Here is a 12964-nt window from a genome sequence, read left to right as displayed (position 1 = left end):
CCTTGGTACTGGTTCGATCTTTAATTGTTCTACATTGGTTTTCCATAGGCAGCTTTAGTTTAGAGTAACAGTTCCGTTGCGGCGCTCAAGTTTCAGGTCAAACAGACCTGAGAGTGCCATTAAAATGACTTCAGGGTCAGGATTTTTGAATTTTCCCGTGTAATGCCGCTCAGCAATCCCTGGTTTTTTCAGTTTTATTCTCAGGCCATAATTGTCTTCCAGCACGTGAATAATTTCACCCACGGGAGTGTCTTCGAAAATGAGTTCATTTTCTTTCCAGGCGGTGGCAACATTCACTTTAGCTTGCTCCTTCGTTGGCGATTTCTGACCTGAGGTATATGTGATTTTTTCGCCGGGCAGCATGGTGATTGGCCCTACACTGTCGGTCTTCGTGAGCTTGATCTGTACCTGGCCCTCGGTAAGTACTACTTTTGTGCTAGCCCTTCTGGTGTTCACATTAAACTCCGTGCCCAGAACTTCTACCTCCAGGTCGGCTGTTTCAACGATGAACTTAATTTTGCCGCCGCCTGGCAAGGCACGCTTGCTTATTTTGAAAAAGGCTTCGCCGTCCAATTTTACCGTTCTGCGGTCGTCATCGAAGTGTTCGCTGTTATACGTCAGGCTCGAGTTGGCATTCAGAGTCACCACCGATCCATCGGGCAGTTCAATCGTTTGGTTTTCGCCATATTTTGTGTGGAAAGACACAGTTGTGTCTCCTAGCAGGCTGCTGTAGCGTTGGCTGATTCCGACTGCAATTAGAATTAAGACAATAGAGGCGGCCGTGTAGTACCATTTGGAGGAAATTGACCGCACCCGGGCACCCGTGGGTGTTGACGCCATTGTCTGCTCCTGATTATATATTTCAGACTCGGAGGCTTTTTCAATTTGAGCCCAAATGATTTCTAAGTCGGAGGTGGGCAATTGATAGTTTACCCTTGGAAGCTTTTTGAGGAATTGTTTGGCTTCTTCAACCAGCTCTTTCTTTTCGGGGTTCGCAGAAAGGTACTGCTGCCATTGCGCTTTTGCTTTGGGGTCGTTTTGAAGCACCCACTTTCTGAAGGAATTGTCTACGATTAGGTCTTCTACGGTATTAAAGGTAGGGTTCATAAATTTTCGCTTTATGACTACGTTTAATACTAAAAGGAGGCAGAAATGGAATCTCTACCTTTTTTGAGAAAAAAATTCTGATTTATCGGGTTGAGGGCGACAACAGCGTTTTTTAGGAAGATGTTTTGGCGTAGAATTAGGTTAGTTCAATGCAGACAAGCCAAGGAGGATGTGTATGAGGTGTAGAATCACCTGCTTAGGCACCAAAACTTTCCGCAGGGCCTTGATGGCTTTCCAGGTAATGGTGTACAGGTAGTTGGCGTCAATTTCCAAGATCTCAGCAACCTCGTCTCTGCTTAGGTTTTCAAAAAAAATTAATTGGATAACCTCTTGTTGTCTTTTAGGCAAGGATTGAACCGACTGAAGAAGCTTCTTTCGGCTCAATGCATTAACTTTTTCAACTGTTTCTGAAAATTCGAAGAATACCTCGGCACCATCTGTGTCTGAAAAATGCTCCTGGCTCGACATTTGGCGTGTAATCTTCTTTTCCTCATAAATAATTTTTCGCCGAAGTGCCTTGTACAGATAGTACCTGATTGAGGAGGACTTGCCGAGGGTTGCGTGGTTTTTTAGCAGCTCTAAAAACAGGTCTTGAATGCAATCTTTGACCAAATCTTTGTTCTGCGTCACGTGCATGCCGTAGTTGAACAGGAGTTGGGCATAGGCGGAGTAGATTGATCTAAGCGCTGTTTTGTCTCCATACCGAACCAGCCGATCCCAAAGATTGGGTTCACCGCTATACTCGTTAATAGTGACGAACTGAGACATACTTTAGCTGGTTGAGGCAAGTGATTGCCTAGTAATACCGTTAACAGATATTAAATAGATGTAATATGCGCCGACTTGAATTAATAGATCAGAAATATTTCGCTCTATCAGTTTGTGGGCGTTAACACCATTTTTAATCAATATTACTAAACAGAACAAATACCGACCAATAAAGTACGTTATGATAGTGTTATTTCATAGTGCTTTTTAGTTTTTCTAAAAGAAAATTAGAAATGTCTGGAATGCGAGGTTGGCGTTTTTTTAGCCTAAAAAGCAGAGCATGTTGTTACAAGCGACAAAAAATGACAGTTAAATTAAGAATAAGTCAATAATCCTGATGCTTTGGAACTTTCGAATATGGAGTAACAAAGCACTGTTGTGCTCTGAATCCATGTGATACGTAGCAGGCTTGATTTTGCTTATTGAAACGATGTATCCAGGGTAGGTTTGATGAGCAATCCGCTCAACTAATAGAAGTTTCTTCTACCAACTCTCTGTGGATGGCTTTGCCATCAAACCTCTTCAGTACTGCCCTGGCTCTTTCAGGAACGTAGGCTGTTTCGTAGTCATCTCCGGTAAAACTCTTGATGTTCTCGAGACTGTCGAAATACATGATCGTTGTAAATTCTGTTTCGCCATCCACAGGCCGTTTCATGACCTGCATCTTTCTGAAGCCGGGTAGATTCTTTGCCTTGATGCCAGGAATGACCTCATTAAGTAAAATGGTCTGGTAGGCCATTTCGTTTTCCGGGGTAGTCCAGCCATGCCAAATGCGGGCGATCATTATTTCATAAAAGTTAGGTTGTGTTCAGCTTTGAGCTTTTCCCTGAGATCAGCGATGAACTTTGGCCCCGGATCTGGCTTGTTGTGTGGTTTGTACGACTCATCAACAGCCAGAAACAGCTTGTAATGAGCCAGCGAGGTGTCGTTGTATTCATGATGACCTACCAAATATTCCAGGCCAGGGTTTCTTTCCTTCAGCACTGCAATCAGCTTTACATTGCTCTCCAGCTGAGCAGGAGTGAGATCAGCTGCGTCTTTGGCAATGTTTTCGATACCAATGGAGACATGATTGAAGCCAATGGCGTGACGAGCAATTACGGTGTCGGGAACGAGCTTATAGATGCTGCCGTCTTTGTCAACGATGTAGTGAATGCCCACATTCATTTGACTAAACTTGCTGATGTTGGTTCGGCTCGATTCGATGGAATCTTTCTGAAAGTACGCCACGGTTTCTTCCAGTGTTGGAATGACAGTGAAGTGCACCAGTACAATTTTTGGGCTGTCCAGCTTGTAGCTCGCCACGCCATAGTTTTCCAAACAATACTGTTTTGTCAATTCCAGCTTAGTAGCGTTGAGGGTAGGGATGGTATCGACCTGAAGAATTTGAGATTTGACTGTCTTCTCAGCACTTTGTGATGATTTTTCCTGTTGAGCGCAGCCAACGGAAGAAATTATCACGAGAGCTAAAACAGAGGCAAGTATCGAATACCCTTTCATAATCAGTATATATACACTTTGTAGTCGAAGGTAAGTTACGATATTAATTTTTTGGCGCTGATGTAAAGTAGGTCTTCATCTTCTCCCCCGCCTTTTCCACTTCATACGTCGGGGACAGGCTTGGTTTGCCTGGCATATTTTCGATGTGCAGCGTTTGTGTAGGGAACGCAAAGTTGATGCCCAGGTGTGCCGCCAGTTTCATTATTTCCAGATTGATCTCGTGACGGCCCTGTAGTTCTTCCGACCAGGTGGGCACCTCAAAGAACATATAAAACATGATGTTCAGACTGGAAGGCCCAAACTCATTGAAGCTGACTTCTATGTAGTCCTTGCGAGTCATGGGGTGTGCTTTTACGATTTCCTTTAGTCCTTCCACGAAGGTTTCAACAAGTGGCGGCGGTGTGTCGTAAGTAATGCCCAGCTTGGTGTAATAGCGTCTGTACACTCTCAGCCCGTGGTTGTCGATCATGGCATCGGCAAGCTTGCCATTGGGCACGTAGGTGAGGGAGTTTCGAAAGGTTCGAATCCTCGTTGAGCGAAAGCCTACTTCTTCCACAGAGCCATCGATGTCGCCTGACGTGATCCAGTCACCGATCTGAAAGGGCTTGTCGATAAAGATCATCAGCGAGCCAAACAGGTTCTTGATGGTGTCCTGAGCGGCCAATGCAAAAGCCAATCCGCCAATGGAGAGGCCGGTTAACAGAGGAAGTATGGGTATATTGAGGTTGTCGAGGATGAAAAGGCCTCCAACCAACACGACAAAGATTTTTAAAGCTCTTCTTACCAGAGGCACCAGCTGATCGTCCAGCGTGCTTTTGGTTTTTAAAGCCAGGCGCTGCAGATACACGCAAAGGATTTCCACCAGGTGGTAGAACACCATCGTGCCGAAGAAGGGGAGGGCAGCCTTTACGCCCATTACCACATACTGCATAGTTCCTGGTGGCAACTGCAATACAGGAATGAAAATAAATAGCAACAGGAATACAACAAATAAACTAACCGGCCTGGCTACTGGTAAAATATATTCATCGGCCAACCGTTCGTAGCCGGCCCGGAGCAGGGCCTGCATAATGATCTTTTCGAAAAGAAAAGTCAGCAGCTTGTGAATGAGCACACAGCCGAGGATCAACACGAGAATTCCTACCAATTGCCAAACATGCAGACCCATGTATTTTTTTGTGCCGAGCTTCGGCAATAGGTTCAGCAGCTTGTCGGTGCCAAATGGAAAGACCTTTGCGTGGAGTTTGCCGATCTCTCTGACAGACTTCTCCGACAAAAGCCATTTGTCGTTGTACTTTTCCAGATAGATATTGGGGTATTCACTCACCAGCACATACCTGTTTTGCCTCGACACCGTATCTGTGTAATCAGGGTCGTTCGGCAAATCTTCGAGGTAGATAAAATGCCCTTCGCCATCCAGCACCTGCTTCAGTTGCACGACTATTTCCTGGGCCTCTTCATTGTTTCTCAGGGTCTGTTTGACAATGCCCGCCGCTAACTCCGGGTAGTAAGAGTCTTCCTGCAGATAGCGTAAAAAAGTGTAAATGCTTTGATAAGGAGTCTTAAACGAAACTGAATCCTGGATTGGGGCGTCGGCCGACTGAGCCGTTGTTGAAGAGTAAAGAAAAACACTGAGAACTATAAGAAAGAGCTTACGCATGATGCCTGGTTTCGAAATGAATGGGCAAAATTACACAATGTGACAAAAAATGCCTTAGAAAATGTCGATTTGAGGCATTTGTTAGTTCTCTTCTGGCAAAGAGGTTCTGATCCAGTTGCTAAGAATGAGGGCCATAATCACTGATTGGAGGAAGGTGACCCAGAAAAATCGCTCATGCACCAGGGGAGCAAATTGGTTTTGCATATAAAGCATCCCTTCCAAACTGCCCGGAGATATGCCCGGGCTGGCGAGGAATCCGACAATAAAATAAAACCCAATGATAGCGATGAATCTTCTTTTTCGGCCCCAGCGCTGCAACGTTCTGCTGATGGAAAAAAAGACGATGCCTATCAAAAATCCCCTGACCAACTCAATCGGGAAAAGTTTTTGCCCTATCAAGGCCCACTCTTCTGGTTCGCCGGGAGTAGCCAGGTAGCCTTTGAGCGGTGAGGCCTCGTTGTTGTAAAGGTCACGAAGGAGAAAATAATAGCCTGCGGTTGCGGCAACTGCGTAGGAGACAAGATGGGCAACGACAGTTTTTCCAACAAAAATGGCCTGCGATTTCAAGGGTTGTGGAGTCATAATAAGGTCAATTCAGTTTGGATTGAATTTGTTCCACTGTAACCGGAGAAGTCTTAATATGCAAATCTCTCTGAGGAAATGGGATTTCGATACCGTGTTCTGTAAACTTCTTAAATATTTCAAAATAGAGCTCGCTTTTCAGCACCCTGGGTTTTTCAATGTGTGTAGACGTCCAAACGCCAAGGTAGAAGTTTAAGGAGTTGTCGCCAAATTCATCAAACATGACAGAGGAAGGAGGGCTCTTGAGCACGTGCTCATTTTTGTCTGCTACTTCCAAAAGAATCTTTTTCACCTTCTCCGGGTCTTCTTTATAACTCACCCCCACGGGAAACAGAAACCTCACATTTCTGTCGGAATGGCTCCAGTTGATGACGGTGCCTGAAATGAACTCTGAATTGGGCACAATCACAGAAATATTGTCGTTTGTGATGATAGTAGTAGCTCTGGCATTGATGCTGATGACGTCGCCGGCTATATCACCTACTTCTATTCTGTCACCTACCTTGATGGGCCTTTCAAAGAGAATGATGAGGCCTGAGATAAAGTTGTTGGTGATGTTTTGCAAGCCAAAACCGATACCAACACCCAGCGCACCGGCCAAAATACTCAGCGAGCTAAGGTCGATGCCTGCCGACTGAAAGATGACGATAAAGCCGATCACCAGGATGCCGAAGCGCACCAGAGTAGCCACCGACTGAAGCATGCCCTTCTCCATGGCGGTATTTTTGAGCAGCTTGTTAACGACTAGTCTCATCAGCCATCTGCTGGCAAAGACAAGGATAGAAGCCGAAACCACGAGATAGAAAATATGTCCCAGGTCTATTTCGCTATCGCCAAAGGAGAAGAGCGGTGTTTGTAACAATTCGTTGAAACTTGCCCACCAACCTTTGATACTTTCTCCCACATCGTCTACTTTTTCCATGGTTTAAATTGTCTATTTCCAGGGAATTAACAAAGAAGAATCCCCGTAGCTGAGAAATCTATAGTCGCTTGCCAGTGCCTCATTATATACCTTGCGCCAGTCATCGCCAATAAAAGCCGCAACGAGGAGTATCAATGTAGAATTAGGTTGATGGAAGTTGGTAATCAGTCCATTGACCACCCTAAATTGATAACCAGGAAATATGAAGATTTCTGTTGTGCCCGTCAATTCATCAACACCCAACGCATCCATTCTGTTTAATATATTCATGATGCTTTCCTTTGGCGAAGGTAACGAAGCCTGTTGCTCATATGGCAAGAGCTTGGGTATTTTGAATTCAGCGACCGAATTGCGACCGAGCATTGTGCCATACCAGTAAGTGCTTTCAAGGGTTCGCATGGAAGTCGTGCCGACGGCGACGTTGAATCTGCCTGGGGTTAAAAGCTGCTCCAGGTTTTCCCGCTTGATAATGATTTGCTCCGAATGCATCGCATGCTCCTCAGCTGTGGCTGTTTTTATAGGCTGAAAGGTGCCGGCACTGACGTGAAGAGTTAGGAAATTTGTAGCAACTCCTTTGTCACGTAGTTGTTGTATGACTTCACCGGTAAAATGAAGGCCCGCCGTGGGAGCTGCCACGGCACCATCCTTCTTGCTGTAAACAGTCTGGTAAGTTTTTTTGTCGTTCTCTATTGCTTCACGATGCAGATACGGCGGCAGTGGAGTTTTGCCAATGGCGTCCACCACATCTACAAAACGGGCAGCCGACTTATTCCAGCTTAGTTGCACTTCGTTGGTGCCCAGCCGTTTTACCTCAACTTTCAGTGTGGCTCCTTCGAGTTCGATGTTTCTTTCAAGGACACCTTCTTTCCAGCGTTTGGCATTGCCGATCATGCATTTCCAAACCACGGGGCTCCTGGCCTCCATGGCTACGGAAATAACAGGCGATGGCAAAATGGGTTGAAGCAGGAAGATTTCAATCAATGCCCCCGTATACTTCTGAAAGGCAAGCCGGGCGGGAATAACTTTCGTGTTGTTGAAATAGAGTGAAGTGTTTTCAGGAAGCAGGCTCGGGATACTTTTAAACCGCAGGTGCTCAATGGTGCCTTTGTTGTAAAAAAGTAGCTTTGATGCCGATCTGTCTTCCAGAGGAAATTTGGCTATTCTTTCGTCTGGTAGATCATAAGTATATTCGGAAACGTTAATTTGAGGAGGCATTGACCTTTTTTGGCAAAAATAGCCGAAATCAGGCCATAGTCCTTAACAAAAAGCCACATAATCAACCCGCATGCCTTTAAAACTTGATTTTACTACCCACACACTTCAGTTTACATTTGATGCAGGCACTTCACGAGGCGTACTGAAGGAAAAGTCCAGCATACTCCTGAAATTGTATGATCCCTCGGATCCAAAAATGTTTGGCCTTGGAGAGGCTGGGCCTTTGAAGGGACTAAGCATGGAAGATATAGATGACCTGCCGGACATTATCAAAACTCTTCAGAGTGACATTCTGCCTGTAAGAACTCCTGGTGCCGTGGAGGATGCATTCCACCTTGCACATCAGTTGGTGCCGTCAGGCTACCCGTCGCTCAGATTTGCTCTGGAGACAGCCCTTCTTGACTTTATGAATGGCGGATCGGGCATTATATTCAAAAACTCCTTCACCACCGGCAGTTTGCCTATCCCGATCAACGGGCTTATTTGGATGGGCGACAAAGACTTTATGCTTAAGCAGATCAAAGAAAAGCTTGATGCAGGATACACCTGCTTGAAGCTAAAAATAGGTGCTATTGACTTTGAAACTGAGTGTGAGATTTTGGCCGGCATTCGAAAGGAGTTTGGGCCAGCCGATATCACCCTCCGGGTGGATGCTAACGGAGCTTTCAAGCCGGCTGAGGCTCTCGTGAAACTTGAGAGGCTTAGCCAGTATCAGCTTCATTCTATCGAACAGCCCGTGCAGGCAGGGCAGTGGGAGGCCTACCATGTATTGTGCAGTCGTTCGCCGGTGCCCATCGCCCTTGACGAAGAGCTGATTGGCGTGGAACAAAAGGCCATGAAAGCGGAGCTGCTTGATTTTATTAAGCCCCAGTTTATTGTGCTGAAGCCTTCGCTGCTGGGTGGCTTTATGGCAACCAGAGAATGGATAGACCTGGCAGCAAAGAGGAATGTTGGCTGGTGGATGACATCGGCACTGGAGTCAAACATAGGATTGAATGCCATTGCCCAATTTACCGCAGAATTCCCAATTGATATGCCCCAGGGTTTGGGCACAGGTCAGCTCTACAATAATAATTTTACTTCGCCCTTATTTATCAGTCATGGTTTTTTAAATTCAGGTCAGGCAAATGTGTGGGATTTTCGCCAGCTAACTTTTGATAAATGAACGAAGCTAAATTGCATAAAGAGGGTAAATGGCTCTTTTTCGACAAGGAGTACATTGCAGAGTTTGTCTATGGTGGAATTGATGGTTCCATCACCACCTTTGCCGTAGTGGCAGGCGCCGCCGGGGCCCATGCGGATATTCGTTGGGTGCTGATTTTTGGCTTTGCCAACTTGATAGCCGATGGGTTTTCTATGTCGGTGGGTAATTATTTTTCGAGCAAAGCGGCCCTGGATAATTACGACAAGCATGAGGCGGTTGAGTATTGGGAGATTGAGCACCTGAGGGAGAAGGAAATTGAGGAGATCAGAGAAATTTATGAGGCAAAAGGTTTCAAAGGAAAATTACTGGAAGATGTCGTAGCCACAATTATCTCAGACAAGAAGGTGTGGGTGGATACGATGATGAAGGAAGAGCTGGAGATGACTCGAGAAAGTAAGTCGCCATTGAGCACTGCCGTCGCTACGTTTATCAGCTTTAACGTGGTAGGCTTTATTCCGTTAATGGCCTATGTGGTGGCTATGTTTACAGAGGTGAGCCCCTCGGCACTTTTCCCTATCTCATGCGTGGGTACTGGTCTGTCGCTTATTCTCGTCGGTTACTTGAGGGGAGTCGTTACTAATATCAATAAAATGAAAAGCATCATCCAGACTTTGGCGCTGGGTGGTCTGGCAGCGGCTTTTGCCTATTTTGTGGGTGAGGTGCTGGCCAAATGGATTTTGTAAACTGAAGATATTATCGAGGTTTTTATTCTTTTTTAAATCTACTTAAAATGAAGAAAGTGTTTACTCTGGCAGGCTTACTGCTTGCCTGTATCGTAGTTTTTGCCCAGGAACCGGGCAAGCAAATGTACCTGTGGCCTAATGGCGCCCCTGGCTTCGAAAACCTTAAAGACCAGCCCGAGGAGGCCAAGGACTGGTGGGTCAAGAATGTTCATAATCCTTCCATCACGGTTTACTATCCGCCCAAAGACAAGGCCAATGGCACGGCCGTGCTTATTTGTCCCGGTGGAGGCCACCGAACCCTTGTGTACAATGGAGAGGGAAAAGAGGCAGCGGATTTCCTTAACTCGCTGGGCATTACCGCCTTTGTGCTGAAATATCGCCTGGCAAGAGAAGAGAATTCCCCTTACACGGTTGGGAAGGAAGCCAAAGAGGATGCTTACCGGGCGTTGCGAACCGTCAGAAGTCGTGCAAAAGAGTTTGGCGTTAATCCGGAGCGTATCGGAATCATGGGCTTTTCGGCCGGTGGCGAAGTAGTGTCGTGGGTGGCTTACGGCGATGGTAAAGGCGACTCCAGCGCTAAAGATCCTATCGATAAGGTAAATGGAAAGCCCGACTTCCAGATGCTGGTGTATCCGGGGCCGCTGGGTATTCCTGCAACAGTGCCCGCCGATGCACCGCCTGTTTTTATGGTGGTGGCAACCAACGACGATTGCTGCTCAGAGCCTGTGATGAGCCTGCTGCTTAAGTACCGCCAGGCCAAGCGGCCTGTTGAGGCTCATGTGTATGCAAAAGGTGCGCACGCCTTCAATATGGGATACCGGTCGGAGTTTATCAGCTTAAGGGGCTGGCCACAGCGCATGGCCGACTGGCTGATGGACATGGGTTATTTGACTGGGAAGTAACGAGTAACGATGAAGAGAGCATTTAAAATGAAGCTGAAGCCTGGCTTTGCTGCTGAGTACAAGAAGCGACATGACGAAATCTGGCCCGAGCTGAAGCAGCTGCTAAGTGATTCCGGTGTATCAGACTATTCCATCTTCCTGGATGAGGAGACTAATACGCTGTTTGCCGTGCAAAGTGTGAGTGGTGCTGGTGGTTCGCAGAACCTGGGGCAAAATCCTATCGTACGGAAATGGTGGGCCTATATGGCGGATATTATGGAAACGAATGAGGATAATTCGCCGGTTTCGGTGGGGCTCGCAGAAGTTTTCTATATGGAGTAGGGGTTAGGACGGAAGACGGAAGACCGGAGACGGAAGAAGGGAGGAAGAAGGGAGACGGAAGATTTGTGGCTTAGAGACGGAAGACAAGAAACAGACAGAGAAAGAAATTTATGTAAACTCATATAAGCTAAAATGGAGGAAGCTCGATTCAAATTTGAGAAGCTGATTATCTGGCAAAAGGCGATGGATTTTGGAGAAGACCCTATAAAATTACTCTACGGTTTCCAAAAGATGAAATGTATAACCTTAGCTCTCAAATAAGAAGGGCCAGCGATTCCGTTGCTTTGAATATCTCAGAAGGATCAATTGGCCAGTCAAATTTAGAGTTGAAGAAGTTTACAGGCTATTCCATTCGATCGCTTGCTGAGGTGATCACCTGCATTCACAAGGCAAAAAGAAGAAACTACATCTCGCTTGATGAGTTTAAAGTTCTTTATGATTTCTCCTTCAATCTTATGAATATGATGATTGCTTTTAGGTCAAAAGTAAAATAAAGAAAGTTAGATGTCATGTAGCCATTTCTGCTCCCGGTCTTCCGTCTTCCAACCTATTCGTCAAATAATGTAGCCACTCCCGTCTCCGGTCTTCCGTCTTCGGTCTTCTATCACTACCTTACGATACACCGAAACACCACCTACATGAACTCACTGAACAGACGATCCTTTCTCACCAAATCCGCCGCAGGAGCGCTTGGCCTCACTATTCTGCCCAATCTCATTTCCAAAGCCGCTCCCAGTGACAAGCTACGGGTAGCTCATATCGGCCTGGGCGGCATGGGTAACAACCACATGAACTGGTTTGCAAAGCTGCCTGAAGTGGACATTGTGGCGCTTTGCGACCTGGACGAAGAACACCTCAACTCCACCTTTAAAACGTTGCAGGGCCTTGTGCCAAATACGAAAGCCAAATTGTATGGCGACTTTCGCAAGATTCTCGACGATAAAGAAATAGACGCCATCACCGTGGCTACCCCCGACCACTGGCATGCGCAAATTGCTACGATGGCTTTCCAGGCTGGTAAAGATGTGTATGGCGAAAAGCCATTGTCCTATGATATCGCCGAGGGACAGATCATGCTCAAAACCCTGAAAAAGGAAAAGAAGATATTCCAGCTGGGTACGCAGATACATGCTGGCGACAACTACCATCGGGTGGCAGAGATTATCAAATCTGGCGCTATTGGCGATGTGCATACCGTTCGCCTATGGAAAACAGGCGGGGCACCAGACCTGGGTAATCCAAGTCCTTCCACGCCACCGAGTACTTTCAACTACGACATGTGGCTTGGTCCGGCTCCCAAAGTGCCTTATATCAAAGAACGAACACATTTCACTTACCGCTACTTCATGGACTACTCAGGCGGTGTCTTTGCTGATTTCTGGTGCCATATTGCTGACATTGTCTGGTGGTCGATTGAGCCAAAAGGATTGACTTCTGTGTCGGCCAAAGGCGAAAAGCCCGAAGGCATTGCCGATGCGCCCAAATGGCTGGATGCAGAGATGCAATTTGACGGACTGAAGCTCTACTGGACCACCGAGCCGCCTAACGTACCAGGAGCCAAGGACAGAGGCATCGGTGCTTACTTTGAGGGCAGCAAAGGCACACTTATTTGCGATTATGGCTCAATGGAGATCACTATCAATGGCGAAACAGTAAAGGACATTCCGGAGGTGCCCAAAACCATTGTGCGTTCCCCTGGCCATCAGCAAAACTTTGTGGATGCTGTAAAGGCACGAACGCAGCCGGAGTCTAACCTGGAATATGCCAGGGCGATGACGATGCCCATGCACCTGGCACTGATTAGCTATCGGCTGGGAAGACCGCTACAGTGGAATGCTAAAAAGGAGCAGTTCATAGGCGACGCCGAAGCCAATGGCTATTTGTCGAGGGAGTATAGGAAGGAGTGGAATTTTATAAAGTAGGGGAGAATGATTGGTCTTGGAAATTCTCTTGGTTCCCTTTGGGCGGAGGTAAAGCGAGAGAATTTTCAAAGCCTTCGTTTTACCCTGATCATAAAGGAATCGAAAGCGTTTCAGCCACGACATTTGCTTTGGAAAAATCGAAGCTGGCCTCTCGCAAATTAGTGCGTTTGGGACATAC

At 46.5% G+C, this 12964-nt stretch carries 14 protein-coding genes; 6 read left to right on the top strand and 8 right to left on the bottom strand.

Annotation, left to right across the window (positions count from 1 at the left end):
• Positions 1-54: 54 nt before the first annotated feature.
• From AAC052_RS15975 to AAC052_RS15940, 8 genes are all read right to left on the bottom strand, one after another.
• Positions 55-1107, bottom strand: a complete 1053-nt coding sequence (locus AAC052_RS15975; protein WP_339814491.1) for a FecR domain-containing protein — start codon at positions 1105-1107, stop codon at positions 55-57.
• Positions 1108-1248: 141 nt separating this feature from the next.
• Positions 1249-1875 carry a sigma-70 family RNA polymerase sigma factor gene (locus AAC052_RS15970; RefSeq protein ID WP_339814489.1) on the bottom strand — a complete coding sequence of 209 codons (627 nt, stop codon included), beginning with the start codon at positions 1873-1875 and terminating at the stop codon, positions 1249-1251.
• Between the two features lie 463 nt (positions 1876-2338).
• Entirely contained in the window at positions 2339-2659 is a 321-nt protein-coding gene (locus tag AAC052_RS15965; RefSeq protein WP_317487503.1) for a hypothetical protein, read from the bottom strand.
• On the bottom strand, positions 2659-3375 hold the full coding sequence (locus tag AAC052_RS15960) for a peptidoglycan recognition family protein (protein WP_339814486.1): 717 nt from the start codon (positions 3373-3375) through the stop codon (positions 2659-2661). The genes AAC052_RS15965 and AAC052_RS15960 overlap by 1 nt, the downstream gene beginning before the upstream one ends.
• Before the next feature lie 43 nt (positions 3376-3418).
• On the bottom strand, positions 3419-5035 hold the full coding sequence (locus AAC052_RS15955) for a mechanosensitive ion channel domain-containing protein (RefSeq protein WP_339814484.1): 1617 nt from the start codon (positions 5033-5035) through the stop codon (positions 3419-3421).
• 81 nt (positions 5036-5116) lie between these two features.
• The gene (locus AAC052_RS15950; RefSeq protein WP_317487494.1) at positions 5117-5617 is read right to left on the bottom strand and encodes a hypothetical protein; all 501 of its coding nucleotides are present in this window, start codon (positions 5615-5617) and stop codon (positions 5117-5119) included.
• Positions 5618-5624: 7 nt separating this feature from the next.
• Positions 5625-6539, bottom strand: coding sequence for a mechanosensitive ion channel domain-containing protein (locus tag AAC052_RS15945; protein WP_317487493.1), 915 nt, complete (start codon positions 6537-6539; stop codon positions 5625-5627).
• 12 nt (positions 6540-6551) lie between these two features.
• Positions 6552-7754 carry an S-adenosylmethionine:tRNA ribosyltransferase-isomerase gene (locus AAC052_RS15940; protein ID WP_339814482.1) on the bottom strand — a complete coding sequence of 401 codons (1203 nt, stop codon included), beginning with the start codon at positions 7752-7754 and terminating at the stop codon, positions 6552-6554.
• A gap of 70 nt (positions 7755-7824) precedes the next feature.
• Here AAC052_RS15940 and AAC052_RS15935 point away from each other — a divergent pair, with 70 nt between their 5' ends.
• From AAC052_RS15935 to AAC052_RS15910, 6 genes are all read left to right on the top strand, one after another.
• Positions 7825-8919: an o-succinylbenzoate synthase gene (locus AAC052_RS15935; protein ID WP_317487491.1), complete on the top strand. Its 1095-nt coding sequence runs from the start codon at positions 7825-7827 to the stop codon at positions 8917-8919.
• The gene (locus AAC052_RS15930) at positions 8916-9641 is read left to right on the top strand and encodes a VIT1/CCC1 transporter family protein (protein WP_317487490.1); all 726 of its coding nucleotides are present in this window, start codon (positions 8916-8918) and stop codon (positions 9639-9641) included. Before AAC052_RS15935 ends, AAC052_RS15930 begins: the two co-directional genes overlap by 4 nt.
• Before the next feature lie 47 nt (positions 9642-9688).
• Positions 9689-10543, top strand: coding sequence for an alpha/beta hydrolase (locus AAC052_RS15925; protein ID WP_339814479.1), 855 nt, complete (start codon positions 9689-9691; stop codon positions 10541-10543).
• 9 nt (positions 10544-10552) lie between these two features.
• Complete coding sequence (gene rhaM, locus AAC052_RS15920; RefSeq protein WP_317487488.1) at positions 10553-10864, top strand: L-rhamnose mutarotase; 312 nt, start codon at positions 10553-10555, stop codon at positions 10862-10864.
• Between the two features lie 236 nt (positions 10865-11100).
• The gene (locus AAC052_RS15915; protein ID WP_317487487.1) at positions 11101-11358 is read left to right on the top strand and encodes a four helix bundle protein; all 258 of its coding nucleotides are present in this window, start codon (positions 11101-11103) and stop codon (positions 11356-11358) included.
• A gap of 144 nt (positions 11359-11502) precedes the next feature.
• The gene (locus AAC052_RS15910; RefSeq protein WP_339814476.1) at positions 11503-12786 is read left to right on the top strand and encodes a Gfo/Idh/MocA family oxidoreductase; all 1284 of its coding nucleotides are present in this window, start codon (positions 11503-11505) and stop codon (positions 12784-12786) included.
• Positions 12787-12964: the final 178 nt, after the last annotated feature.

Origin of the sequence: uncultured Imperialibacter sp., assembly GCF_963974565.1 — a bacterium.
Lineage (GTDB): Bacteria > Bacteroidota > Bacteroidia > Cytophagales > Cyclobacteriaceae > Imperialibacter > Imperialibacter roseus.
Note: the sequence above shows the minus strand (reverse complement) of the source record. Positions and strands in the feature narration are given on the sequence as shown.